This window comes from Geomonas paludis, from assembly GCF_014193585.1.
In the GTDB taxonomy this organism is placed as follows: Bacteria; Desulfobacterota; Desulfuromonadia; order Geobacterales; family Geobacteraceae; genus Geomonas; species Geomonas paludis.
The window spans coordinates 54762-80064 of sequence record NZ_BLXY01000015.1; the positions used below are offsets into that span (position 1 = coordinate 54762).

Annotated in this window: 27 protein-coding genes, 1 tRNA gene, 1 pseudogene and 2 riboswitches; of the genes and pseudogenes, 10 read left to right on the plus strand and 19 right to left on the minus strand. The window is 59.0% G+C overall.

What is annotated here, in order from left to right; translation table 11 throughout:
• Positions 1-7: 7 nt before the first annotated feature.
• Together rpsB and ilvY are read right to left on the minus strand one after the other, a co-directional pair.
• Positions 8-775, minus strand: coding sequence for a 30S ribosomal protein S2 (gene rpsB, locus H7687_RS19690; RefSeq protein WP_183350597.1), 768 nt, complete (start codon positions 773-775; stop codon positions 8-10).
• 271 nt (positions 776-1046) lie between these two features.
• Positions 1047-1937, minus strand: a complete 891-nt coding sequence (gene ilvY / locus H7687_RS19695) for an HTH-type transcriptional activator IlvY (protein WP_183350599.1) — start codon at positions 1935-1937, stop codon at positions 1047-1049.
• Between the two features lie 165 nt (positions 1938-2102).
• On the opposite strand from ilvY, the gene ilvC reads away from it, so the two are divergent.
• The gene (gene ilvC, locus H7687_RS19700; RefSeq protein WP_183350602.1) at positions 2103-3575 is read left to right on the plus strand and encodes a ketol-acid reductoisomerase; all 1473 of its coding nucleotides are present in this window, start codon (positions 2103-2105) and stop codon (positions 3573-3575) included.
• A gap of 173 nt (positions 3576-3748) precedes the next feature.
• On the opposite strand, the gene H7687_RS19705 is transcribed toward ilvC, so the two are convergent.
• Positions 3749-4621: a hypothetical protein gene (locus H7687_RS19705; RefSeq protein WP_183350604.1), complete on the minus strand. Its 873-nt coding sequence runs from the start codon at positions 4619-4621 to the stop codon at positions 3749-3751.
• 336 nt (positions 4622-4957) lie between these two features.
• Here H7687_RS19705 and H7687_RS19710 point away from each other — a divergent pair, with 336 nt between their 5' ends.
• On the plus strand, positions 4958-5740 hold the full coding sequence (locus tag H7687_RS19710; protein ID WP_183350606.1) for a DNA-binding protein: 783 nt from the start codon (positions 4958-4960) through the stop codon (positions 5738-5740).
• 171 nt (positions 5741-5911) lie between these two features.
• On the opposite strand, the gene H7687_RS19715 is transcribed toward H7687_RS19710, so the two are convergent.
• From H7687_RS19715 to H7687_RS19755, 9 genes are all read right to left on the minus strand, one after another.
• Positions 5912-6301 carry a hypothetical protein gene (locus tag H7687_RS19715; protein WP_183350608.1) on the minus strand — a complete coding sequence of 130 codons (390 nt, stop codon included), beginning with the start codon at positions 6299-6301 and terminating at the stop codon, positions 5912-5914.
• Positions 6302-6404: 103 nt separating this feature from the next.
• The gene (rplI, locus tag H7687_RS19720; protein ID WP_183350610.1) at positions 6405-6848 is read right to left on the minus strand and encodes a 50S ribosomal protein L9; all 444 of its coding nucleotides are present in this window, start codon (positions 6846-6848) and stop codon (positions 6405-6407) included.
• 23 nt (positions 6849-6871) lie between these two features.
• Positions 6872-7813 carry a YybS family protein gene (locus H7687_RS19725; RefSeq protein WP_183350612.1) on the minus strand — a complete coding sequence of 314 codons (942 nt, stop codon included), beginning with the start codon at positions 7811-7813 and terminating at the stop codon, positions 6872-6874.
• 12 nt (positions 7814-7825) lie between these two features.
• The gene (rpsR, locus tag H7687_RS19730) at positions 7826-8104 is read right to left on the minus strand and encodes a 30S ribosomal protein S18 (RefSeq protein WP_183350613.1); all 279 of its coding nucleotides are present in this window, start codon (positions 8102-8104) and stop codon (positions 7826-7828) included.
• A 3-nt stretch (positions 8105-8107) separates the two neighbouring features.
• Positions 8108-8509 (minus strand): 30S ribosomal protein S6, encoded by a 402-nt coding sequence (rpsF, locus tag H7687_RS19735; RefSeq protein ID WP_183350615.1) that lies wholly within the window; start codon positions 8507-8509, stop codon positions 8108-8110.
• Between the two features lie 235 nt (positions 8510-8744).
• Positions 8745-9839 (minus strand): redox-regulated ATPase YchF, encoded by a 1095-nt coding sequence (gene ychF / locus H7687_RS19740; protein WP_183350617.1) that lies wholly within the window; start codon positions 9837-9839, stop codon positions 8745-8747.
• A gap of 108 nt (positions 9840-9947) precedes the next feature.
• Positions 9948-10514 carry an aminoacyl-tRNA hydrolase gene (gene pth / locus H7687_RS19745; RefSeq protein ID WP_183350619.1) on the minus strand — a complete coding sequence of 189 codons (567 nt, stop codon included), beginning with the start codon at positions 10512-10514 and terminating at the stop codon, positions 9948-9950.
• A 12-nt stretch (positions 10515-10526) separates the two neighbouring features.
• Positions 10527-11114, minus strand: a complete 588-nt coding sequence (locus H7687_RS19750) for a 50S ribosomal protein L25 (protein WP_183350620.1) — start codon at positions 11112-11114, stop codon at positions 10527-10529.
• Between the two features lie 57 nt (positions 11115-11171).
• A complete protein-coding gene (locus tag H7687_RS19755) occupies positions 11172-12122 on the minus strand; it encodes a ribose-phosphate pyrophosphokinase (RefSeq protein WP_183350622.1) in 951 nt (316 codons plus the stop codon).
• 326 nt (positions 12123-12448) lie between these two features.
• Between H7687_RS19755 and H7687_RS19760 the strand changes: the two genes are divergently transcribed.
• Positions 12449-12862, plus strand: a complete 414-nt coding sequence (locus tag H7687_RS19760) for a PilZ domain-containing protein (RefSeq protein WP_183350624.1) — start codon at positions 12449-12451, stop codon at positions 12860-12862.
• A 17-nt stretch (positions 12863-12879) separates the two neighbouring features.
• Here the strand turns inward: H7687_RS19760 and H7687_RS19765 are convergent, their stop codons facing one another.
• Positions 12880-13248 (minus strand): hypothetical protein, encoded by a 369-nt coding sequence (locus H7687_RS19765; RefSeq protein WP_183350626.1) that lies wholly within the window; start codon positions 13246-13248, stop codon positions 12880-12882.
• Positions 13249-13462: 214 nt separating this feature from the next.
• Positions 13463-13539, plus strand: a riboswitch (cyclic di-GMP riboswitch).
• Between the two features lie 122 nt (positions 13540-13661).
• Between H7687_RS19765 and H7687_RS19770 the strand changes: the two genes are divergently transcribed.
• The 5 genes from H7687_RS19770 to H7687_RS19790 all read left to right on the plus strand — a co-directional run bounded on the left by H7687_RS19770 (position 13662) and on the right by H7687_RS19790 (position 17022).
• A complete protein-coding gene (locus tag H7687_RS19770) occupies positions 13662-13925 on the plus strand; it encodes a hypothetical protein (RefSeq protein WP_183350628.1) in 264 nt (87 codons plus the stop codon).
• A 33-nt stretch (positions 13926-13958) separates the two neighbouring features.
• A complete protein-coding gene (locus H7687_RS19775) occupies positions 13959-14891 on the plus strand; it encodes a DUF4382 domain-containing protein (RefSeq protein WP_183350630.1) in 933 nt (310 codons plus the stop codon).
• Between the two features lie 73 nt (positions 14892-14964).
• Entirely contained in the window at positions 14965-15378 is a 414-nt protein-coding gene (locus H7687_RS19780) for a bacteriohemerythrin (protein WP_183350632.1), read from the plus strand.
• Positions 15376-15452: riboswitch (cyclic di-GMP riboswitch) on the plus strand. Its footprint overlaps the gene before it by 3 nt.
• A 184-nt stretch (positions 15453-15636) precedes the next feature.
• Positions 15637-16302, plus strand: a complete 666-nt coding sequence (locus H7687_RS19785; RefSeq protein ID WP_183350634.1) for a lipid-binding SYLF domain-containing protein — start codon at positions 15637-15639, stop codon at positions 16300-16302.
• Positions 16303-16821: 519 nt separating this feature from the next.
• Positions 16822-17022, plus strand: a complete 201-nt coding sequence (locus tag H7687_RS19790; protein WP_183350636.1) for a hypothetical protein — start codon at positions 16822-16824, stop codon at positions 17020-17022.
• 94 nt (positions 17023-17116) lie between these two features.
• Here H7687_RS19790 and H7687_RS19795 read toward each other — a convergent pair whose 3' ends face one another.
• On the minus strand, positions 17117-17677 hold the full coding sequence (locus tag H7687_RS19795; RefSeq protein WP_246405024.1) for a carbonic anhydrase: 561 nt from the start codon (positions 17675-17677) through the stop codon (positions 17117-17119).
• Between the two features lie 411 nt (positions 17678-18088).
• Between H7687_RS19795 and ycaC the strand changes: the two genes are divergently transcribed.
• Positions 18089-18715 carry an isochorismate family cysteine hydrolase YcaC gene (gene ycaC / locus H7687_RS19800; RefSeq protein WP_183350641.1) on the plus strand — a complete coding sequence of 209 codons (627 nt, stop codon included), beginning with the start codon at positions 18089-18091 and terminating at the stop codon, positions 18713-18715.
• Between the two features lie 93 nt (positions 18716-18808).
• Here the strand turns inward: ycaC and H7687_RS19805 are convergent.
• The 3 genes from H7687_RS19805 to truD form a co-directional block, all read right to left on the minus strand.
• Positions 18809-18883, minus strand: a tRNA-Gln gene (locus H7687_RS19805).
• 18 nt (positions 18884-18901) lie between these two features.
• Positions 18902-19744 (minus strand): 4-(cytidine 5'-diphospho)-2-C-methyl-D-erythritol kinase, encoded by an 843-nt coding sequence (gene ispE, locus H7687_RS19810; protein WP_183350643.1) that lies wholly within the window; start codon positions 19742-19744, stop codon positions 18902-18904.
• A 32-nt stretch (positions 19745-19776) separates the two neighbouring features.
• Positions 19777-20973, minus strand: a complete 1197-nt coding sequence (gene truD, locus H7687_RS19815) for a tRNA pseudouridine(13) synthase TruD (RefSeq protein ID WP_183350645.1) — start codon at positions 20971-20973, stop codon at positions 19777-19779.
• 262 nt (positions 20974-21235) lie between these two features.
• On the opposite strand from truD, the gene H7687_RS19820 reads away from it, so the two are divergent.
• Complete coding sequence (locus H7687_RS19820; protein WP_183350647.1) at positions 21236-24199, plus strand: NAD-glutamate dehydrogenase domain-containing protein; 2964 nt, start codon at positions 21236-21238, stop codon at positions 24197-24199.
• Between the two features lie 234 nt (positions 24200-24433).
• On the opposite strand, the gene trmB is transcribed toward H7687_RS19820, so the two are convergent.
• Positions 24434-25057 (minus strand): tRNA (guanosine(46)-N7)-methyltransferase TrmB, encoded by a 624-nt coding sequence (trmB, locus tag H7687_RS19825; protein ID WP_183350649.1) that lies wholly within the window; start codon positions 25055-25057, stop codon positions 24434-24436.
• A 143-nt stretch (positions 25058-25200) separates the two neighbouring features.
• Positions 25201-25303 (minus strand): annotated as a pseudogene (locus H7687_RS19830) (IS110 family transposase); the annotation flags it as partial.

Here is a 25303-nt window from a genome sequence, read left to right on the forward strand (position 1 = left end):
GGGAGGCTTAGGCCTCTGCGGTAACCTCTTCAGCGACTTCCTCGCCCTCGGTGGAGAACTCTTCCTCGGCGCCAGTCTGGAGACGGGCGTTGCGAGCCTGAGCACCCTCGAGGACTGCGTCAGCCATCTTGCTGGTCAGCAGGCGGATGGCGCGAATGGCGTCGTCGTTGCCCGGGATGACGTAGTTGATGTCGTCCGGATCGCAGTTGGTGTCGACGATGGCGACGACCGGGATGCCGAGCTTTTTGGCTTCGCTGACAGCGATTTCTTCGTTCTTCGGGTCAACCACGAACAGCACGCCCGGGACCTTGCCCATACCCTTGATGCCGCCCAGGGTCTTCTCGAGCTTCTCGCGCTCTTTGGCGAGCTTGAGCTGCTCTTTCTTGGTGTAAGCCTCGATGGTGCCGTCAGCGATCATGGCGTCGAGACGCTTGAGACGGTCGATGCTCTGCTTTACGGTGGCGAAGTTGGTGAGCATGCCGCCCAGCCAACGGTCGTTGACGTAGAACTGCCCGCAACGCTGTGCCTCTTCAGCCACGGAATCCTGGGCCTGCTTCTTGGTGCCGACAAAGAGGATGGTCTCGCCAGCCTGGGCCGCGTCGGTGACGAAGCTGTAGGCGTTTTTGAAGAGCCTTACGGTCTTCTGCAGGTCGATGATGTAGATCCCGTTACGAGCGCCGAAGATGTACGGCTTCATTTTCGGGTTCCATCTCTTGGTCTGGTGTCCGAAGTGGACGCCGGCTTCCAGCAGTTCTTTCATGGTGATGTTCGACATTTTTGCTTCTCCTTTTGGTTTTCCCTCCGCCACCCATCGATGCCGGAACCCGCATTGCGGGCACCACCGGCATAGCTGCAGCGGCGTGCGAATTTTAAACAGCAAACTTATATAGCACAGGGGAGAAACGAAGGCAAGGCGAAAACCACCTCACGCAAAGCCGCAAAGACTCACAGCAAATCACTCTAACAGGGATACAAGCTGATAAAAGGGATACTGCAAAGCAAGCCTTCAGACTGTTGCCTTCCCATTCTTCCCGTTCCCTTCCAGCTTAAGCCATAGCCGATCTTTCCTCAGCCAGTTGCCAGAACGCCTTCACGCTCGGTCGCTGCAGGTTTCTCTTGCTAGTGCAAAGCCCGACCTCGTAGGGTTTCAAAACCGGCGCGTTGTCCAGCACGACCACCTCGTCCCTGAATGGGCTCCGCTCCAGGACCAGTTGCGGCACGATGCCGACGCCGCACCCAAGGCGCACCATGGCGATGATCGCCTCGTTGCCGGACACCTCCGAAGTGATGTTAGGGGTGATGCGGTGCTCCTTGAGCCACTGGTCCAGGCGCCTGCGCGAAAGACCCGTCTGCGGCAACACCAGCGGCGCGCGCGAGAGATCCAGCAACTCCCCCTTGACCGGCACCTCGACTGCACCCGACTGTCTGGGCGCTATAAAGATAAGTGGGATGGTCACGATGGGGAGGAACTGGATGTTCGAGCGCGGCCCGTCCGGGAAGGCAGCCACGGCCAGATCGATCTCCCCGCTTTGCACCTGTGCCACCGCCTGTTCCGCCGCGCCGGTGCGCAGTTCCAGTTGCACCTCCGGGTATTTTTCCCGGTAGGCCTCCAGCAGTTCCGGGAGGAGACTATAGACCGCCGTGATGGACGCATATATAGATAGCGACCCCGCCACGGTCTGTTCGTTCCTCATTGAAGAGCGCAGCCCCTGCCACTCGTTGAGGCAAAGCCGCGCGTACGCCTTAAAGCGCTCCCCCGCCGCAGACAAGGTAACCGTGCGGTTGTCGCGCAAGAAAAGAGGCTGTTCCAGCTCCTCCTCCATGCGCTGTATGGTGCGCGTCAGCGCCGACGGACTCAAGTTGCACGCCTGGCTCGCCCGCCCGAAATGCTTAAGCTCCGCCACCGCAAGAAATATCTCCAGTTCCCGCAGATCCATTCACCCCTCCATCATTCCCATACCACCAGCCACTCATTGCGCCACACGCAACACAATATGCACAACAAATCAATTTACGCAATGTGAAATTTAGTATACATTCGCCACACTTTCACACCACCATTCGCCAGTAACCACACCACACTATATATTCAGGAGGGAAAGATGGGACAGAACTACTTCAACACCCTGCCGCTGCGCCGCCAGCTTCAGGAACTGGGCACCTGCCGCTTCATGGACGCTTCCGAGTTCGCCAACGGCTGCGAGTACGTCAAAGGCAAGAAGATCGTCATCGTGGGCTGCGGCGCACAGGGCCTCAACCAGGGCCTCAACATGCGCGACAGCGGTCTTGACGTCTCCTACACCCTCCGCAAAGAGGCCATCGAACAGAAGCGCCAGTCCTACCAGAACGCAGTGGACAACGGCTTCAAGGTCGGCTCCTACGAGGAACTGCTCCCCAGCGCCGACATCGTCATGAACCTCGCCCCGGACAAGCAGCACACCAATGTCGTTGAAACCGTCGTCCCGTTCATGAAGCAGGGCGCCGTGTTCAGCTACGCCCACGGCTTCAACATCGTGGAAGAAGGGACCCAGATCCGCAAGGACCTGACCGTCATCATGGTGGCCCCGAAGTGCCCGGGCTCCGAGGTGCGCGCCGAGTACAAGCGCGGCTTCGGCGTGCCGACCCTGATCGCGGTGCACGGCGAGAACGATCCCAACGGCGACGGCCTTGAGATCGCCAAGGCGATCGCCTCCGCCCAGGGCGGCGACCGCGCCGGCGTGCTCGAGTCCTCCTTCGTCGCCGAGGTCAAGTCCGACCTCATGGGCGAGCAGACCATCCTCTGCGGCATGCTGCAGGCGGGCGCGCTGCTCTGCTTCGACAAGATGACCCAGAACGGCATCGCCGCCCCCTACGCGGTGAAGCTGATCCAGTACGGCTGGGAGACCATCACCGAGGCCCTCAAGCACGGCGGCATCACCAACATGATGGATCGCCTCTCCAATCCGGGCAAGCTGGTCGCCTTCAAGCTGGCCGCCGAGCTGAAGGACATCATGCGTCCGCTGTTCCAGAAGCACATGGACGACATTATGAGCGGCGAGTTCTCCCGCACCATGATGGAGGACTGGGCCAACGACGACGTGAAGCTCCTCACCTGGCGCGAACAGACCGGCCAGACTGCGTTCGAGAAGACCGAGGGCGCCGGCGAGATCTCCGAGCAGGAATACTTCGACAAGGCCATACTCATGGTTGCCATGGTGAAGGCCGGCGTCGAGCTCGCCTTCGAGACCATGGTGCAGACCGGCATCGAGCCGGAGAGCGCCTACTACGAGTCGCTGCACGAGACTCCGCTCATCGCCAACACCATCGCCAGGAAGAAGCTGTACGAAATGAACCGCGTCATCTCCGACACCGCCGAGTACGGCTGCTACCTCTTCTCCCATGCCTGCGTCCCGCTGCTGGGTGATTTCATGAGCAAGGTCGGCACCGACGTAATCGGCAAAGGTCTCGACGTCAAAGACAACAGCGTCGACAACCAGTTGCTGGTCGCCGTGAACGCCGAGATCCGCAGCCACCTGGTCGAAGAAGTGGGCGCCGAACTGCGCGCCGCCATGAAGGGCATGCAGAAGATCGTGTAAGACTCCCGAAGGGAATAGATAGAAATGAAAAAGGCGCTCAAACGAGCGCCTTTTTTTATCTCTGATGATGGTTTGCTTGCTCCACGAAGTGCTGGCCGGTAATTCACGTCCCCCCCTGTCACGAAGGGGGGACAGGGGGGATTTGCTTTTACTCAATTACCTGACCTATCTATCTACTGCCCGATCGGAACCGACTGCGCCTCCGGCGTGACCGTCGGCGGTGCATGCGTCGCTTCCAGAATGGTGCTCAGCAAGTAGACCATCGGCTTGATCACCGTTTCGTCACTCCAATAGGCGGAGTGGTTGGCGGGATTCCATGAGGTAAGGATGTTGCCGACACTCACCTCGATGTCCTCGGAAACCGTCGCCGAATAGCTGGGACTGAGCGGCTTCAGGGGCCACCCCAGCACGTCGTCCGAATCATACAGGTTCAGCCACTTCGCCTTTTTCCTGAGCGGCTCAGTAAGGGTTGGCGGTGGAAACTCGATGCAAGAGAGGTTCTCCTTGTCCACGCAGAAAAGCGGGATGTTGCTCCCCAGCGTGACCAGACCGGTCAGGGTCTCCATGCGCTCGAAGGGTGTGCTCCCGTAGCGCTCCTGGTCGTACCCCTTCTGCCGGTCCCAGATGTAGTTCGACATGAACACCGACCCCACCGAATGCGCCACGATGATCAGCGGTTTGTCCTGGTCCCCGAGTTTCGCCCGCAGTTGCTGGAGCCCCTGGTGCACCACGCCGTGAATTCTGTGGTAGAGGCTGTCGGGGCGGTTGCCCGAGGCGTGGTAGGAGCTCATGGTACCGAAGGCGTTCAGGAAGAACTTGCGCAGCTTCGCCCAGTTGAGGTCGTTGTTCGCCGCCAGGTCGACCCAGATCTGGTGCTCCCTGGCGGACAAAAGCGGAGCCCAGTAGACCCCCTGCCATGCGATTTCATCGCGATTCAAGCCGCGCCCGGAAATCCTTTCGCGCAACTCGTAGACCATGTCGTGAGCGAAGTCATCGGCCAAAGTCCCCATACCATGCACAAGCAGCACGCCTACTTTCTTGTTCATGTATGCCCCCTTTCGCGCCTATCCATTGGACTGGCGCCCCACGTAACACCGCGCCAGCCGTTGCTTCCGCCCCTGCGGGACCGCCCGCAGTAACGCGTTCACGAAACCTTTAATGTGACCACACAAATATAACGGGATAATTTTGAGCTGCAACCCTGCCCGCACACATCCTCCCTTACCTTTGCGTCTTGGCGCCTCGGCGCCTTTGCGTCGAAGTTTTTCGTGCCTGGTCAGGAACCACACGGCATCCTGCACCTTTTCTAGAAAAACCTTGTCATTCGGACGGGAAAAAAGTAGTCTGCGCGGAGCAAAAGTATCCCTTCAAGGAGTTACTACATGAAACGTCTCGTAAATCTTCTTTCGCTGTTCTTCGTCTTCGCCCTGCTGACGGCACACCAGGTGGGTGCTGCGGATGCCAAGCCCAAAGAAATACCGCTTTCGGGCAAGGTGCTGGAGACCATGGACGGCGGCGGCTATACCTACGTCAACCTGCAGAACGGCTCCGAAAAGGTGTGGGTTGCCATCCCGCTCACCAAGGTGAAGGTCGGGCAGCAGTTGTCGCTCATGCCGGGCTTCGAGATGAAGAACTTCACCAGCAAGGGGTTGAACCGCAAGTTCGACAAGGTGATCTTCTCGGGCGGCCTCGCCAACGCCGACAAGATCGAGATGAGCCCCTCCGCCATCAAGGCGGTACACCAGGGAGTCCCGGGGACGCAGAAAGGCGCTCCGGCAGCCAAAGCGGCGCCGGCCGCGACTGCAGCGCCGGCGGCAGCAGCCGCCCCCGCGGCCAAGAAACAGAAGGTAGCCAAGGCCAAGGGAGCCAACGCCTATACCATCGCGGAGATCTATGCCCAGAGCAAGAAACTTGAGAAAAAGCCGGTGGTGGTCCGCGGGCGCGTGGTGAGGGTATCGCAGAAAATCATGAAGAGGAATTGGATTCACCTGGCGGACGGCACCGGATCGAGCGCCAAGAAGACCGACGACCTGGTGGTGACTTCGAAGGACCTTCCCAAGGAAGGTGATGTGGTAACCGTTTCCGGCACCCTTTACAACAACCTCGACTTCGGCTCCGGCTACCGCTACAACGTCCTGGTCCAGGACGCCAAGTTCAAGAAGTAAATCAGATCTGATCTTCGGCTGCAGCATCCGCAATCCCCTCTCCCTCTGGGAGAGGGCTAGGGTGAGGAATCTGGTGCGAGACGACCTCCCCTCACCCGCCCTTCGGGCACCCTCTCCCAGAGGGAGAGGGGACCAGCAGAAGATCGTCGCTGAACAGGCAAAGTAGCACCCCTACCCTCTCCTGCTCCTCACCTCTTCGTTGAACTTCCGCATGTTGCCGCTCAACTCGCCGGTAAGCGCAAAATAGGCGTCTATCGCCCGTCCCAGCAGGAACTCCGCCTCATGCCTCACGTCCATGTGCACGTACAAATCGGTCTCGTGCGCCCCGGCCAGTTCCCGTGTCGCGCGCGCTTTGGCCGGCCGCAGCAGTTCCAGTACCGACCTGAAAGCCCCCTGTTTCTCCCCTGGTTCACGCAACAGCAGTAACTGTCCGAAAATCTCCTCGGCAGCCCCGGCCAACGTGATGACACTGAAGAGGTCCTTCTGAGCGAAGTACAGCAAGAGCGCCGTCTCTACTTGCCGCGTGGCGATGTCCTGCTTGTGGTGTTTCTCGATGTTCACGGCTCCCCCTGTGGCGGCGACCACGCCGCCCAACGTAAAAGGGCCGCGCTCCTGAGGAGGCGGCCCTTCATTATTGCAAAAACTGCCGGTTTTGCAGCAAGGCTTAGGCCTTGGTAACCACGACTTTCAGGGTAGCGGCCACTTCCGGGTGAAGCTTCACTGCAGCGGTGAACTCGCCCAGGTGCTTGATCGGCTCGTCAAGCACGATGCGCTTGCGGTCCACTTCAACGCCAGCGGCTTTCAGCTGCTCGGCCAGTTCCATGTTGGTGACAGCGCCGAAGAGTTTGTCGTCAGCACCAGCCTGGTGTGCGATGGAAAGGGTGATGCCCTCGATCTTGGCTGCGATCAGCTTGGCAGCTTCGAGAACCTTGTTTTTCTTGTACTCGAGGTGACGCTTAGCGTGCTCGAGGGCCTTGGCGTTCTTCTCGGTAGCCTCGATGGCGAAGCCTTTCGGGAGCAGGTAGTTCCTGGCGTAGCCCGGTGCTACCTTCACGATGTCGCCGATGTTGCCGAGATGCTCAACGTTTTCTTTGAGAATGACCTTCATGTGTTGCCTCCTAGCCTGGTTAGTTACAGGTTTTCCTGTTTATTGGGGGACCTGAAGTCCGCCCAGAGATCAAATACGCCCAGCGCCGCCACCGCCAGCACCATCATGGGCTGGAAGATCAGGAGCAGGCTTGCCAAAAGTCTGATAAAGACCGGAACCTGGAGCTTTCTGAAGAAGAAGCTGATGATCGCGAAGCCCTGCGCCGAGTACACAGCACCCAGGACTATGAGCACGTTCAGCGCGGCGAGGTGCACGATGGTTTCCGGCACCAGGGTACCAAAACCGGCCACGATCAGGAGCCAGATCAGCGGCTCCGGGTTCTTGTACTTCCTGAAATCCCCGACGTACAGCGGCATACGCAGGCGCCCCGCTATCCCGGCAAGGAGCATCAGGTTCATGCAGGCGATCATTCCGTAGGCCACGGTGACCAGCGCAGGATAGATGGTGACCACCAGCTGTCCGGCCTGGTGCATCGAATCCTGCAGCGCCTTGAGCTCGTCCCCCTTGACGCCCGCCTTCTGGTAGATCTGCGAGGTCTGGTTGATGCTCGTCTGCACGCCTTTACTGATCTTCGCGTGCAGGTCGGCCCCGGTGGCCATGCCGTACACCACCGCGGCGATCAAAAGGACCGTGATGGTGACCGCCACCGAGTAGATGACGGAACGGGCTCCCCCCTTGTTCCTGAGCAGGAACTCGGGAAGCGCAAGCGACAGCACGCCGGCCTGTAATAGATAGATGGCCGTCGCGGCCGGATCACCGACGCCAAGAAGAATGGCGCAGCTGGCCAGCACTACCGCAACACCCGTCCCCCTGCCCCGTTTGACCGCGTAGAATGCAGCCGGAGCCGAGGCGAACAACCCCGGGATGGTGCCGACCACGGGGAGATAGACGAAAGCAAGGAAGAGCGTCACCGTGGCGACGCTCCCCTTGATCACATCTAAAATCTTCCCCTGCAACGGAGTCACCGTCAGCGGCACCTAGGCGGTTGCGTGGCTGCCGGCAATCGGAAGCAGCGCAATGTTCCTGGCGCGCTTGATCGCCTCGGTGATTTCCCTCTGGTGCTTGGAGCAGTTGCCGGAAATACGGCGCGGGATGATCTTGCCGCGCTCCGAAACGAAGTAACGGAGGGTACGGGGATCTTTGTAATCGATGGTTACCTGCTTGTCTGCGCAGAAACGGCAGACTTTACGACGCTGGAACGGACGCTTCTTCCTCGGGCCGCTGCTGGTTCTCTGGGGTGCTCTTTCGTCTGCCATCTCTTATTCCTCCACCGTAGTAGTCGTTTCGGCCGGAGCCTCGGTAGCAGCCGCAGCCACTTCCTCGGTCCCTTCCTCGGCACTTTTGGCCGGAGCGGCTGCCGGTGCAACCACTTCCTGCTCGAGCTTCACGCTCTGGTACCTGATCACCTTGTCGTCAAGGCGCAGACGACGCTCCAGCTCTGCGATCAGCGGGGCATCTGCGTCGAAACGGAGGTAAAAGTAACGGCCACGGGGGTTCTTGTTGATCGGGTAAGCCAGCTTCCTGGTGCCCCAGTCTTCAAGCCTCTTGAAATCGCCGTTCATGCTGGCGATTACGTCCTGCACCTTGGTGGAAAGAGCTTTGATCTCTTCGTCACCGAGGTCCGGCTGGACGATGTAAATCGTCTCGTACATCCTGCTCATTGTTAAGCCTCCTCACGGTTTATTTAGCCCCGGTCCAACCCGGAGCAAGGAGATACGGCCTTCAGGCCGTTCTGGTGAACGCTGTTTATTACTACAGATATTAAGCTTTGACAAGGCAAAAAACAGATTAAGACAAAGATTAAGATTAAGTAGAGGCCAGAGTCGTCATGGCATGACCCGCCAAAACGCACTGCACAGGTTTTCGCTTAGTCTTAATCTCAATCTTGATCTGCCTTTAAACATTGAACCTGAAATGCATGACGTCACCGTCCTGCACCACGTATTCTTTTCCTTCCAGGCGCATCAGGCCTTTTTCCTTGGCGCCCGACTCGCCGCCCGAGGCGATATAGTCGTCGTAGGAGATTACCTCGGCACGGATGAACCCCTTCTCGAAATCCGAGTGGATCACGCCGGCGGCCCCGGGGGCCTTGGTCCCCTTGGTGATGGTCCAGGCGCGCACTTCCTTGACGCCGGCGGTGAAGTAGGTGATGAGCCCGAGCAGTTCGTAACCGGAACGGATCAGACGGTCCAGGCCGGACTCGGCAAGCCCCATCTCCTCGAGAAAGGCCTGCTTCTCCTCCCCGGCAAGCTCGGAAATCTCCGCCTCGATGGAGCCGCAGATGGTGACCACGCCGTTGCCTTCCTTAGCGGCGAACTGGCGCACCTCCTCGATGTAGGGGTGCTTACCCTCGAGGTCGTCCTCGGCCACGTTGGCGACGTAGAGCACCGGCTTAGCGGTCATCAGGTGCATGTCGCGCAGGATCAGTCTTTCATCCTCGTTCTCCGGCAGGTCGCGCGGCGAGAGCCCCTTTTCCAGGACCGACTTCACCTTCTGGCAGAACTCGACGTCTTCCTTGGCCTTCTTGTCGCCGCTGCGCGCCTGTTTCTCGGTGCGTTGCATGCGCTTCTCCACCGTATCGAGGTCGGCCAGCGCCAGTTCCGTCTGGATCACCTCGATGTCGCGCACCGGCGACACGCTGCCGCTTACGTGCACCACGTTCTCGTTCTCAAAACAGCGCACCACGTGCAGGATCGCGTCCACGGAGCGGATGTGGCCCAGGAACTTGTTGCCCAGCCCCTCACCCTGGCTCGCCCCCTTGACAAGGCCGGCGATGTCGAGGAACTCGACGGTGGTGGGGAGGATCCGCTCCGGGTGCACGATCTCGGCAAGCTTGTCCATGCGCGGATCGGGCACCGATACGATGCCGACGTTGGGATCGATGGTGCAGAAGGGGTAGTTGGCGGACTCGGCACCGGCCGAGGTGAGCGCGTTGAAGATGGTGGACTTTCCCACGTTGGGGAGACCGACTATGCCGCAGTTGAAACCCATGTGTGTTTCCTTTAAGTGTGACGGCGGCCGTAGCCCCCTCACCCCTGCCCCTCTCCCAAAGGGCGAGGGGGGTCTTTATCTTAGTCTTAGTCTCGACCTGCTTTGCTGTTACTTCGCGTTGAAGATGCTCATCGCCTTGGGCATCCCTTCCTTGATCGCCATCTCCATGGCGTCCAGGGAGGTATCCAGCACTTCCAGCAGCTCGTTCATCTCCTCTTTGGCGAAGTTGGTCAGGACGAAGTTCACCACGTCGCCGTGCAGGGGCCGGCCGATGCCGACACGCACCCGCGCGAAGGCGTTCGATCCCAATTCCTGCCCCAGCGAGCGCAGGCCGTTGTGGCCTCCGTGACCGCCCCCTTCCTTGAGTCGCACCTTGCCGAACGGGATATCGAGGTCGTCGTGGATCACGATGAGATCAGACAGGGACAGCTTGTAGAAGCGGAGCGCCTCGGCCACCGAGCGGCCGGACAGGTTCATGAAGGTCTGCGGCTTGAGGAGATAGACCCGCTCGCCCGCCCAGTTGCCGTCACCGGCAAGACCGGAAAAGGCCTTCCTGGTGACGGCGATGTTGGACAGGCTTGCCAAGCGGTCTAAAACCATGAAACCCGCGTTGTGGCGGGTCCATGTGTACTTGGGCCCGGGGTTGCCGAGCCCTACGATCAGTTTTGCTGCCATAACGGTCCTGGACTAGGCGGCGGCCTCTTCCTCGGTTGCAGCCTTGCGGCCGAGGATGCTGACCACCGGAGCCTTCGGATCGCTCAGAATGGCGGTACCAATCGGGGCGTTGATGTCGCTCACGTGGATGGAGTGGCCGATAGCGAGGTCGACGACGTCGACGTTGATGTGCGCCGGGATGTGAACCGGGAGGCACTCGACTTCAACGGTGTGCATGGCGAAATCGAGGAAGCCGCCAGCTTTGACGCCGGCCGGGGTGCCGACCAGGTTCAGCTTGACCTGTACCTTCACCTTGTCGGCGAGGTTGATCTTGTGCAGGTCGACGTGACGTGCGTGATTCTTCAGCGAGTCGCGCAGCAGGTCGGCAACGATGACGTTGGCGCCTTCCAGTGCGGGCACGCCCTGCAGGGTCAGGATGTGGTTGCGGCCGCCTTCGCCGGCGATGGCTTCGGTCAGTTCCTTCAGGCCGAGCGAAATGCTGACCGGCTCGATGCCCTTACCATACACGACGGCCGGAACGCGGCCGGCGGCACGCAGACGACGGCAGATACCCTTGCCGGTTTTTTCCCTCAGTTCAACATTCAGCACCTGCTTACTCATACATCCTCCGATGTCAATCTTGGTATTTGATCTTCCAATGACAGTTTTATTTAAGTACTACACGAAAAGGGAGCTGACGGATTCGTCCTCGTGGATGCGGCGGATCGCCTCGGCCAGAAGGTCTGCTACGGAAAGCACCCTGAGTTTGTCGGTTTGTTCTGCCTTCTCGCCCAGCGGAACGGTGTCGGTGATGACCACCTTCTCGATGACGGAATTGTTGATCCTTTCGATGGCCGGGCCGGAAAGGACGCCGTGGGTGGCGCAGGCATAGACGTTGGCGGCCCCGTGATCTTTCAGAGCCTGGGCGGCATGGGTCAGGGTGCCGGCGGTGTCGATCATATCGTCCAGGATGATGGCGTTCTTGCCCTTCACGTCGCCGATCAGGTGCATGACCTCCGCCACGTTCGGGCCGGTGCGGCGCTTGTCGATGACGGCCAGGGTGCAGCCGAGCCTCTTGGCGAAAGCACGGGCGCGCTCGGTGCCGCCTGCGTCCGGCGATACCATGACCAGGTTGTCGAGGTCGTCGGCGAAGCGGCTCTTCAGATGAGCCAGGAGAACCGGCGCAGCGTAGAGGTTATCCACCGGGATGTTGAAGAAGCCCTGGATCTGGCCTGCGTGCAGGTCGATGGTAACTACGCGGTCGGCGCCGGCTGCTGTGATCAGGTCGGCCACCAGCTTGGAGGTGATCGGGGTCCTGGGGGCAGCCTTGCGGTCCTGGCGCGCGTAGCCGTAGTAGGGGATCACGGTGGTGATGGTCGCTGCGGACGCCCTCTTCAGGGCATCGATCATGATGAGCAGTTCCATCAGATTGTTGTTGGTCGGGCAGCAGGTGGACTGAACCACGTAGATGTCACGACCGCGCACGTTCTCGCCGATTTCGACCATGATCTCGCCGTCGGAGAAGGTCCTCACCTTGGCCTTGCCCAGGGGGACCCTGAGGCAGTCACAGATCTTCTCTGCCAGAACCGGATTGGAGTTACCGCTGAACACCCTGATCTTGTTTTCCATCAATGCACCGGCCCTCTTTGTTTTTTTCTTTTATAAATTGGCTGCACGTGCACCGGTCGCCACGGCGGGGCAGCCTGCATCCAAAACCCAGGAAACGCTACTTAATACAATAGTTGCCCCGTGAAGTCAATCGAAAAGCTATCATGAGAGCCCCCCTCCCTCCTCGCCGGGACGCCCTCTGCCGGGCTCGGGTGAGAGACACCGCTTCTTGCACTAAAAAAACCTGCGCCACAACGGATTGTTGACAAAAACCGCTACAGTTAGTATCCAACCTGACGATAAGAAACCTGCCGAACAACACGGACGTTTGCGAGGAGGATACCAGCATGGAACAGCGGCGTTTTCACCGGGTCGCATACAGTGCCCCCGGGGAATTGGTTCATCATGACATCAAATATCGTTGCCGCCTTGAGAACGTGAGTCTGCGCGGCGCCCTGATCAGCGCCGACGAGTGCCTGATGGTGCCGGTCAACGAGTCCTGCACGCTCACCGTCCGGCTCGAGCCGGGGAAAGAACCTTTGATCATTAGGGTAAGCGTGGTGCACTGCTTCTTCTCTATGGTTGGTGTCAAGTTCATCGGATTTGCAGGTGACGCCGAATTGAAACTGCTGGAACTGCTCAAGCAGCAGACTTCGGAGCCGGAAAAGCTCATGCAGGAGTGGGAAACGCTAAGGAAGGAGACGCCCGTCAGCGAGGAAGAGAGAAACGACATCCGGGAACCGGCGCTGGCTATCTTCTGACCGCCAGCGCCCCCCGTTCAGTGTTTGGTGGGGCTGATCTCGCAATCCTTGGGAATACGTCTTTCGTAGGGGAGGCAGCTGTTGATGTTGAGCACCTCTTCGGCCAGCGCCAGGCTCTTGTAGCGCAGCGAAACCTGCTCCAACTTATCCTTCAATCGCAGCAGGACATCGATGCTCTCGCTTTTGGCGTATTCGTTGTACAACTGCATCACTTCCAGGAACACCGCATCCAGCGACTCGTCCAGCGTGACGTCGCCGCCGGCTTCCGGCGCAGCCTCGGCACTCTCCCTGCTCCAGTTCTGACGCACCTCGTCTCTGAAGCGTCCCAGTGCGATTCTGTCGATCTTGTACTTGGCATTACCGATTTCAAGGATGCTTCTAACCATGCCCTCTCCCGATACAGCCCATGATCATTAAAAACGAGACAGTTCAATGACCGCCTCCATGCTGTATCAATTCGGCAAATGCAGGGGAAACTTTAGTGATTTTGCTTCGGTGCATTGATCCAGCGAAAGAAAAATGATCGCGGCTTCAAAAAGCTTCCTTGACAGGGTTTCCGCCTTGAGCTATCGTTCCACCAAATTTTCCACCCCATACGATAGACGATAATACTAAACCATCCGCGAGGATGGGACGGAAAGCCTACAGGGTCTCACCGAGACAGCCGGGTCGCCGAAATATCACAAAGATATTCGGCCCCGGCTTTTTTATTGCCCAAAATCCAACCACCCTTTGCGTCTGACTACAACCGGTTGCGTTCACGCGAAGGCTGGTACACCAGGAGGAACCACATATGAGCATGAGATCTTTACTCAATACCTTGGCGGCAGGAGCAGCTTTATGCGTCCTGTGCGCTGCAACCGCCCCGACTGCGCAAGCCGGGTCCGTCGGCGTCAGCATCAATCTGAACGGCTATCTCCCCGCTCCTCCGGGAGTGCATATCTATTACGATTCCGGCCGCCCCTATTACGTGGAAAACCACCAGAGGGTTTACCTGAAGAAGGGAAAAGAGCACCACGACAACGGCAAGAAGAAAGGGCACAAAAAACACCACAAGGACTGATAGCTGTTCACGGGTAAAAGGAGGTTAGCGACTATGCGAAACACGACTGTTGCCTTTAGATCCGTCATCATCGCCATTGGCGCCATCATTGCCGCCATGGTCTACCTCGGAGGCTGCGGTGGCGGTGGCGGCAGCGCCAGCACCGGAACCCTCAAGCTCGCCATCACCGACAAACCAAGCGATGCGTACCAGAGCCTGGTCATCTCCATCAAGGAGATTCGGGTGGTGCCGGCCGGCCACGAAAACGCTGCTGACAGCGACCCGGCCCTCCCCGTGCTGGCCAGGTTCAACCCGCAGGAAAAGGTCATCGACATCATGACCCTGCAGTTCGTCCAGCAGGCCCTGGGCGAGATCGTGCTGCCAGCGGGGACATACCGCCAGATCCGCCTGGTTCTGTACCCAAACCCGAACGGGAACCAGGCCCCGGTCAACTACCTTACCCTGAAGAGCGATCCGAACACCAAGATCCCGCTGACCACTCCCAGCGGCCAGACCTCGGGGCTTAAGATCCTCGGCCCCATCGAGGTGAAACCGGGCGTGATCAACGCGGTCATGATCGACTTCGACCCGAACACCGCGGTCGTGCAGCGCGGCAACAGCAACGAGTACAACCTCAAGCCCACCGGCATCAGGCTGATCCAGATGGCCAACGTCCTGAACCAGTTCGGCTCCATCATCGGCAACGTCAGCAACACCCTGCAGAACTGGAGCAGCGCCACCGTTTCCATCAAGCGTCGCGGGACCATCAACGATGCGACCCCCATAGCCTCCGGCCAGATCTTCGCTACCTATACCAGCGGCCGGTATCAGGCACCCTTCTCGGCTTTCGTGCCCGCCAGCGAGATCGGGTGGGGCTACAAGACCTTCATAAACTCCAACGGCTTCGTGCTCTACTCGTCGGCCGCTGTGCCGGTGGTGCAGGGGCAGGCCAGGGATCTGGGGAATATCGTCCTCGTTCCGCAATAGCCGCAGCGGTTAGAATCCGGCCCTCTCCGCTTGGGGAGGACCGGGTGCATTAACAAGAAGGAGAAGAAAGTGTATGCCTATAATTGAATGGAAAGACTGTTATGTGGTCGGCATACAAGAGATCGATCAACACCATCAAAGCCTGGTGCAGTATCTCAATAAGACCTACGATCACTTCCGGGAGGGGCACCAGTTGGACCCCTCAGTGCTGGAGATCCTCATCGATTACTCCATGCAGCATTTCGGTTGCGAGGAGCGGTGGATGGAGAATTCTTCCTACCCGAAGCTGGGCACTCACAAGGACGAGCACCGGCAATTCCGGGCCAAGATTTCGCAACTGAAGAAAAAACGGGCACTTGACACCAAGGCCTCCGTCGAACTCCTCTGGTTTCTCTGTAACTGGGTCACCCACCATATACGCGAGACCGATGCGGAGTTCGGCAGGTACCTCAGCACCAAGTCACGACACGGGGTGACGACAACATAACGACAATACTCAACCATCCGCGAGGATGGGGCGGAAAGCCTACAGGGTCTCACCGAGACAGCCGGGTTGCCGAAGATCACCAGAACTCGGCCCCGGCTTTTTTTGTTCCTGCGCCTGAAATAGGGAATATCATATGTAAAGAATCGCGACGTAACTGCCTACTACACGCTGCACGAGCCCCGCGTCCTCCCCTTTGCGAAGGGGAGACAGAGGGGATTTGCCTATATGAGCTGGATCAACACAAAGGAGGACAAGAGCATGAAAACAATGAAACTCTTGGCAGTTGCGGTCGCCGCTGCCCTGATGGCAATTTCCGTCGCCCCGGCCTATGCCGGGAAGGAGTCTAGAAAGATCGAGGACTGCATCGAGGTCGTCAAGGCGATCAAGGCGATCCCCGAGGAGGGCATTCCCCCGATGCTGCTGAAGAACGCGCAGGGGATAATGATCGTTCCCGAGGTAATTAAGGTTGGTTTCGTGGTCGGCGGCAGGTACGGCACGGGCATTCTAACCTTGCGCGACGAAAAAGGGAACTGGAGCGACCCCGTCTTCGTCAAGATCGCCGGCGGCAGCCTGGGGTGGCAGATAGGGGCCGAATCCACGGACCTGATCCTCGTCTTCAAAACCAGGAAAAGTGTGGACGGAGTCCTCAGGGGCAAGTACACACTGGGAGCCGACGCTTCCGTAGCTGCAGGCCCGGTGGGGCGAAGCGCCGAGGGAGCGACCGACGTCACCCTGAAGAGCGAGATCCTCTCCTATTCGCGCAGTCGCGGCCTATTTGCTGGAATCGCCCTCAACGGAGCCGCCTTGATGATCGACGACGATGCCAACGGCGCCTACTACGGCAACCTCGATCCAAGGACCATAGCAGCCGGTGAGACCGGCAAGCGCCCCCCCGAAGTAAAACAACTGCTTGACCTGCTATAATAGGTCCACAGATGTGAAGGCCGCCCCTCCCCCATGGTCGGGCGGCCTTTTTGATGCCAGCCATCATGGCGCGCTCCTCATTGTCAGATCAACAAAATGAAATGCGAGTTCGTCACCTGAGAGGGGAAGTCCCTCACCTGAAGTGCGGAGTTCCTCACCTGAAGTGCGAAATTCTTCTCCTGAATCGCTAAGTTCGTCGGCCAAAGTGCCAAGTTCTTCACATGAAATGCAAGTTCGTTATGATGAAGTGTGAAGTTCTTTACCAAAAAGCGAAGCTTCTTCGCATAAAAATTTTAAGTGAATGGCAGGAAGTACGCAGGTCACCGTCTAAAGCTCACGTCATTCCCTAAATCTTCGATCTGGAAAGCCGGAACGAGAAAGAGTAAGATAAGCATTAGGTCATGAAACCAACGGTATGGCAATAGGCATCACAGCTACACCGGCTGGCGCGATGGTCGATGAAGACCCCAGGGAGACGGAGGAAGTTCTAAAGGCGAGTGCACGCAGTGGAGGTTTGCCATGACAAAAGATCTGCTTAAAAATAAAGAATTTGACTTGGTGAGCGTAATCTACAACGCATCGCAGGCGGCTGAGACCTGCAGCCAGTACATAAAAGACGCCGAAGGCGATCAGGAAGTGGAAAGGTTCTTTAACGACGTAATCGACTCCAACTCGAATCTGGTGCAAAAAGGCAAAGACCTGCTCAAAAACCGGATCTAAGAACGCAGTAAGGAGCGTAAAGCATGAAGAGGGGATTGGCCGGGAAGGCCAGTCCCCTCTTTTTAGTTGTTTTATTTTGCTTGGCCGAGATCGACTACCGGAGAACGGTAACGACACCGGTGGCAAGGTCGTACTTCGCTTTCACGAGCTTAACCTTGCCGAGTTCCAGGTACTCCTTCACGATCGGGGAGTTGACCTCGATCGACTCGGCAACCTTCTTGACGTTCTCGACGATGCATTCCTCGACAACCTCGGCCTTGGTCCCGGTGGGGTTGGTGGCCAGCACTTCCGTCACGGCAGGATCGATGGCTTTAACGAGGCTGTCGATGTTCTTAGGAGGCAAGGTGCCTGCAATATGCGAGTCATAGGTAGCGGTAACCGCGCCGCATTTGGAGTGACCGAGGACCATGATCAGCGAGGCACCGAGGTGCTCAACGCCGTATTCGATGCTCCCCAAAAGTTCACTGGCCGAGGCGACATTACCGGCAACGCGCGCAACGAAAATCTCTCCCAGGCCTTTATCGAAAAGAATCTCCGGCGGAACGCGGGAGTCGGAGCAGGTCAGGATGATCGCGTAGGGGTGCTGGCCTGCCACGAGATCGGTCCTGCGCGCCGGGGACGACATCTTCTCCAGATGCTCAACTTCACCTTTCACGAATTCCCTGTTCCCTGCCATCAGCATGCTCAATGCCTGGTCGGGTGTCACAGTTGTCGTAGTAGACGAAGCCCAGCAAGGCGCAACCGAGAGCAGACTTCCTGCCAGTGCCATGTACACAGCCAATCTTTTGAACATTAATCCTCCTTTGATGCCCGAAGGGCCTGTAGTCGCAGCATAAACGCCGCTAAATGGGCGCACACTGTAAACAACGGACGCATGCAGCGCAAGATTTTTAATGTGATCATTATTAAAATTAAACCCAGGCGAGTGCAAACACGTACACGTCGTCAGGCTGGAAAGTGGCAGCCTGAAGTGATTACTACCTTTCTTGACCTCCGCCCCACTGCAACTAGAATATGACCACACTTGGTATCCGGGCGACTCGTGCCCCCGCAAAGGAGGAAACACATGAGCAACAGATACGCTAGATTGTCCAAGGATAGTGCCGCCGTTCTGCTTATCGACCACCAGTCCGGGTTGATTTCCCTGGTCCAGGATTTCTCCCCGGGGGAGTTCAAGAACAACGTGCTCGCTCTGGCCGACTGCGCGAAGTACTTCAAGCTGCCCACCATATTGACCACGAGCTTCGAGGGGGGGCCCAACGGGCCGTTGGTGCCTGAACTTAAGGAGACCTTCGCCAATGCTCCTTACATCCCGCGCCCCGGACAGATCAACGCCTGGGATAACGAAGACTTCGTAAATGCGGTTAAAAACACCGGTTGCAAGCAACTTATCATTGCCGGGGTGGTGACCGAGGTCTGTGTCGCCTTCCCCGCTCTTTCTGCGGTAGAGGCAGGGTATGAGGTGTTCGTGGTGACCGACGCTTCGGGGACGTTCAACGAGGTGACGCGGCACGCGGCGTGGGCGAGGATGGCGGCAGCCGGGGTCCAGCTCATGAGTTGGTTCGGCGTTGCGTGCGAACTGCACCGCGACTGGCGCAACGACATCGAAGGACTGGGCAACCTCTTCTCCAATCACATTCCCAACTACCGCAACCTGATTACGAGCTACCTAGCAAAAGGGAATGGGAAATAAGCTGAGGGAGTTTGGGAGGGTACGATTAAAGGCAACAGGCTTGGGTGGGAATGAAAAAAGGGTTAGCTCGGTGAGCTAACCCTTTTTCTTATGTGGCTGGGGCGCCAGGGATCGAACCTGGGAATGACGGGATCAAAACCCGTTGCCTTACCGCTTGGCGACGCCCCAATAATCTATTCGTTTCTCTTACAGCGTCTGCACCGCTTCCGCGAACCAGCCGCGCGCTACGGCAATATCAGTTGCAGCTTTCTTGGCGACTGCTTCGTCTTCGAAGATGCCGAAGACGGTGGCGCCGCTGCCGGACATCAAGGAACCGCTGGCTCCGGCCGCTAGCAGCATGTCCTTCACCTCGTTCAGCAGCGGATGTTTCCCGCAGGTAACCGGTTCGAGGTCGTTGGACAAAAGCTCGGCAACTTCTGCCGCACTGCTGTATGAATCGCGGATTATAGTGGCGGGACCTTTCTCTGTCAATATTAAATTTTGATAGACCCAGGCGGTTGAGACATGGATGCCGGGATTTATCAGAACCACCCACAGACTCGGCATGGATGCCATGGCTGTGAGTTTGTCGCCAATCCCTTCAGCCAAAGCGGTTTTCTTGAAGATGAAGAAGGGGACGTCGGCACCGAGCTTCACCCCTATCTCCATGAGCCGCTCATCGGAAAGCCCCAGTCCCAGGAGCCGGTTGACGCCCATGAGCACGGTGGCGGCGTCGCTGCTGCCACCGCCCAGACCGGCGGCCACCGGGATGCGCTTGTCGATGACGATGTCGATACCTGCCTCTTTGCCGGACAGCTTCAGGAGCGCATCGGCCGCGCGCCAGGCGATGTTGCCGGGCCCGTCGGGTACACCCTTCTTGCCGCAGGTGACGCGGATGCCGGGGGTCACGCTCAAGGCAATGGTGATCTCGTCACACAGACCGACCCGCTGCATAACCATGCGCAGGTCGTGATAGCCGTCCGGCCTCTTCCCAAGCACGTCCAACCGGTAGTTCACCTTGGCTGGCGCCTGTAATTGCAGTTTCTCCACAACTAACTCCTTCCACCCCCGGGGGGACGGATTTATTGATCTTTCATTACCTCGCTCAGGACGCAGGTGGCGTAGGCTCCGCGCGGCAGAGAGAAGTCGAAGAGCAGGTCGCTGTCATCCTGACGCACTGAGGCAGCCGACAGCGGCACGCGCAGCGGGCGGCGCTCCCCTTCCATGCGCAGCCCCCCGGAGAGATTGAAACTGTCTGGTACCAGCCCCTCGGCGGCCAGAATCCCGGCTTCCAGCTCCCCCTGCGCCCCCTTGGCTTCCATCATGGTGCAGCCGAACATGGGGCCGGTAGCCGAAATCTCGAAGGCCTGGACGCGCGGCGCCTCGGCGGCGGGGTCCTGAACCAGGAAACAGGCGCCGTTGTCGTGCTTGAAGGCGATGTCACCCTCTTCCACCTGGTCCAGACGATCCATCCTCTGCTCCAGCACGAGGTCGAACAGGGAAGACTGGAAGGCGGAGAGGTACAGCCTTTTCATGCGCGGCTGTACCGCGTGAAAGGCCTTCTCGTAGGCGTCGGGACGCTGCAGCAATCGTCCCAGCAGTTCGCGCTCGGTACGGAAGTGTCCGGGGAACAGGGAGAGGCTTCCGGCCAGGTCTCCCTGCCGGTACGCTTCGATAGCCTGCCGCCAGCGCTCATCGGCCACCTGGGTGGGATCCCCGATCAGCGTGTCGATCGCAGCCTTGAAGTCCCGACGCAGCATGGCCGCGCCAATGTCGTGTGTGTTTCCCTGAACACCGTAGCGCTGCACGCCGAACCGGTTCGGCACGCCCCGGGACGTCAGCACGGCAAGTACCGCCTCGGCCTGCGCCAGCGCGCCAGGCGCCACGTCACGGACCCTGATTTCGAAGCGGTTCCCCTTCAGGTGCCCAAGTCTCAGCTTGTTGCCATGCAGGACGGCGGAGAGCACCTTGATGCCGGGGATGTCCAGCGCACGCACCTTGTCGGGTGCGACGCGGGGGATAGAGACTGTCTGGCGGGTGATGCCTACGGCGTCCTTCATCCCGGCATAGCCGACATCCCGCTCCTGCACGCCCAGCGCCTTGGCGAGGCGGCGCACCGCCTCCAAGGTGGTGATGCCGCGTTTCTCGATGGCGACGTAACAGTGCTCCCCCTGCCCGCTGGGCAGATAGGCGGGTATCTCCTCTACAATGAACTCCTCGGGGGAATTTTTTATGGTGCCGCCGGTACCGGGTACCTCGGCAGTTAAATATCTCTGCACTGCTCCTCCATCCCGAACGATCTATCGGTCCGGGCATCATACCCAGTAGCAGGTCCGGTTTCAACTGGTTTGTTCCTGCCAATCTCTCTCCACAGCTACGGATGTTGTTTTGCAAAGCAGTGTCATCACCGGGAGGTGATGCGACTTCGTTTATTTAGAATAAACTTTTTTCGATCACAAGCGAGATCGATAAAGCAAACCGCAATTGTCACTGATATACTGATGCGGGAGCAGTTATATCGAAGCCAAAGGGGAATGAAGCATGACCAGCAAGGCCAATGTCAGAAGAAGCGTCGCCAATGAGCTTTCCGAGAACCGCAAGTGGCTGAGAGAGCAGGTAAATCCATACTTCTTCACATCGATGCAGGACGAGCCGGAAGCGCTTCTGCTTCTGGAGCGCGAGCTTCGTTCCCTCAAGAGCAACCGGCGCCTGATCCTGGCGGACCGCGACAAAAGCCTGATCCTGGCCAGGGTCAACGAACCCGGCTCGCTGTACGATTCGCTACGGCACTTCCAGGACCGGGAGATCTCCTATGCCATGATCACCCATTCCGACGGCCCCATGCCCGGCATGAATCAGGCCCTGGAGATACAGCGCTTCGAGTTCGACCGCAAGAGTAACGACGACATCAAGGCCTGGAAGGATCTGCAACTCCCCCTGGGGCTGATGCGCAAGATCGCCGCGGAGCTGCGCGCGACCTACCCCGAGTTCGACATGAAGGAGTTCGACCGCCTGCTCAAGATCCTGTGGCTCAACAATGAAAGCTACGTGAAGGTGGCTTCGCCGCTGCGTGTGGCCCAGGTGCTGCAACTGCTGCAGAAGTCGAGCAGGAGCGGCGGCTTGTACCTGCACGTCGAGCCGACCCCGGACGTCAAGATATCGAGGGTGCATTTCGCGGTGGCCAACCCGCCCCAGAAGGAGTTCCTGCTGCAACTCATGGAGGTGTTCAACCGGCTCGACCTGGGGGTCAACCGCGCCTACTGTCTCACTATCTCCAACGGCATCCACCCCTACTTCCTGGGGACATTCCTGGTGAACCGGCGCTCCGGCGAGGTGCTGGAGCCGGGATCGGAGCTGTACCGCAGGCTGCAGCAGGAGCTTTACAACACCCAGATCGTTTCGACAAAGAGCTACACCTACCGCGAGTTCGTCACCAACAACGTCATGGCCGGCGAGGAAGCATCCCTCGTGAACGCCTTCATCGCGTTCTGCCACACCAACCTGGCCCACAACCAGCCGGACCGCTTCGGACTGGACGACGTGCAGAACGCTTTTCACGCGCACCCCGAGATGTCGCTGCAGCTTGTGAAGCTGTTCAAGGCCCGCTTCGATCCCGCCATCACCGAGAGCCACCCGCTCTACGCTTCCATCAGGGAGGAGACGGTGCGGGCGGTGAGCGACTACAACACGGGCCACCGCTACCTGGACGAGGTACGCCGCGCCATCTACCGCTGCTGCCTCATCTTCATCACCCATACCTTGAAGACCAACTTCTTCGTGCTGGAGAAGCAGGCCTTCGCCTTCCGGCTCGACCCCACGTATCTTACCGAACTGGGGCCGGCCTTTACGGCAGACCTGCCGCAGGCGCTCCCCTTCCGGGTCACCTTCTTTTTCAGCCGCTTCGGGTTTGGCTACCACATCGGCTTTTCCGACATCGCGCGCGGCGGCTGGCGCACCGTCATCGCCCGCAACATGGACGACTTCATCACCAACTCGAACACCATCTTCAGGGAGAACTTCGTGCTGGCGCACACCCAGCACCTGAAGAACAAGGACATCTACGAGGGGGGCTCGAAGCTGGTGCTGATCCTGGACTCCTCCGACCTGCAGCGCGGCGGCGAGCGCCAGATGGAGAACTGGCGCCTGTACAAGCTGCAGCACGGCGTCACCAACGCCTTCCTGGACATCTTCGTGACCGATCACGGGGTGGCCAGGTCGCCCGCGGTGGTGGATTACTACCGGGAAGACGAGCCGATCGAGTTGGGGCCGGACGAGAATATGCACGACTCCATGATCGAGAACATCGCGCGCATCTCCAAACGGCGCGGCTACATCCTCGGCATCGGCATCATGTCCAGCAAGGAGGTGGGGATCAACCACAAGGAGTACGGCGTCACCTCGACCGGCGTGGTGAAGTTCGCCGAGATCACCATGGCCGAGCTGGGCATCGACATCTACCGCGACCCCTTCAGCGTCAAGTTCACCGGCGGCCCCAACGGGGACGTCGCGGGCAACGCCATGCGCATCCTGTTGGAGCGCGCCCCGCAGGTGGCCATCAAGCTGGTGCTGGACGGCACCGCCGCCCTGTGCGATCCGGAGGGGGCTGACCGCAAGGAGTTGGGGCGCATCGTGCTGCAGCAGGATCTGGATGCCTTCGATCCGCAGGCGCTGCACCCGGGGGGCTTCCTGCTCTACCGCAGCGGCAGCCGGCGCGACGGACTGCGCGAACTGTACCGGAAGGTGAGCAAGACCGCCGAGGGGCTCAGGGAGGAGTGGATCTCCACCGACGAGTTTTCCAGGGTCTATGCAGGCCTTCCCTTCACGGTGAAGACCGACCTCTTCATCCCCGCAGGCGGGCGACCGGAGACGATCGACAAGGACAACTGGCAGAATTACCTGCTGCCCAACGGCGCCCCTTCCGCGGGAGCCATCGTCGAGGGGGCCAACTCCTTCATCACTCCGGAAGCGCGCGTGCAGTTGCAGAAGAAGGGAGTCATCATCATGCGCGACGCCTCGGCCAACAAGTGCGGCGTCATCTCCTCCTCCTACGAGATCATCGCCAACCTGCTCCTTACCGAGACGGAATTCATGGCGCACAAGGAGCGTTACGTACAGGACGTCCTGGAGATACTGGAACAGCGTGCGGCGGACGAGGCGCGACTGATCCTGAAACGGCGCCGCGAACAGCCGGGACTTCTGTGCACCGAGATCTCCGACGCCTTAAGCGGCGAGATCAACGAGCAGTACGCGACCATCTACCGCTTCTTCCAGAACCGGCCACAGCTCTGCCTGCAGCCCATCTACCGGAAGGCGATCCTCGCCCACCTGCCCAAGATGCTGAGGGAGGAGCCCAAGTACGCCAAGCGCATCAGGAACCTGCCGCAGAAGTACCTCTTCGCCATTCTCGCCGCCGAGATCGGCTCATCGCTCGTCTACCGCGGCGACCGCGAGGCCGATTTCGAGGCGACGCTCAAGGGGCACCTGATGCGGATGTTCGGGGAGTAAAGCACGTCGAGACAAAAAAGAGGGGGCCGTGATCATCACGGCCCCCTCTTCAAGTTGGTAAAGTGACTGATACTTCAGATGACTCCCATGTCATCCGAAAGCAACCCGCCCTCTATCATTTCGTTGTAGGACTCAAACGATTTCCTGTTTTCATTCCTCCAACGCTCGAGGTCTCTCTCCTCAACGCCACGCAACCCGATGTCGGCCTGCGTTTTTTCGGTTTCACCTATCAAGCTACCTTACCTTGTAGTGCATGAAGTAGATCTGCTTCCCTTCCGCCATGAACTTGCGCATGTACTTGGAGAGGTGGTAGCCGGGGAACTCGTGGCGGTAGAGATCGATCCCGAACTGGTTTTCCAGGGCGGCAATACCGGGGAGCGCGTTGGCGACGTCGATGCCGTAGTCGTCGAAGTCGGTGGCGAAGAAGAAATCGGCTCCGGGAACCATGTAGTCCAGGAGGAACTCGATGAACTCTTTGTTCACCAGGCGCCGTTTGCGATGCCGCTTCTTGGGCCAGGGATCGGGGCAGTTGATGTAGACGGCGGAGAGGCTCCCCTTGGGGATGCGCTCGGTGACGAAGGCGCGGGCCTCGTCGCGCACCACGCGCACGTTGGTGACGCCATGGCGGTCGATGCGGCGGCAGGTCTTGTCGCATCCCTTGTTGTAGAAATCGATGGCGACGAAGTTGGTGTCGGGCTGATCCAGGGCGGTCTTGAGCATGAAGTCACCCACGCCGCAGCCGATCTCGAGGGCAAGCCTGTTGTCGTTGCCGAAAATGCCCGGCCAGTCGGGCGGGGTGGGAAGGTCCTGGAGTCTCAGGTAGTTGGGTGATTCGATGTGAATGAAGGATTGCGTCATCGGTACCTCTTGCGGATTTTGTCGCGGGGGAAGATAACACAAAAAGCAGGTCACGCAAAGCCGCAAAGGCGCTAAAAGCAAAAAGCATTTGAGACGGAGGCCGAACAGCATAAAGCTTTAACGCAAAGCAACCGTGTTCTCTGTCAAGCAAAAGCGTGGCTATCGCTCCAAGGCTGGTTATCTCTGAGCATTGCATTCAGTATGACCAGGAGCTTTCGCATCGTAGCGGTTATAGCCACCTTGTGC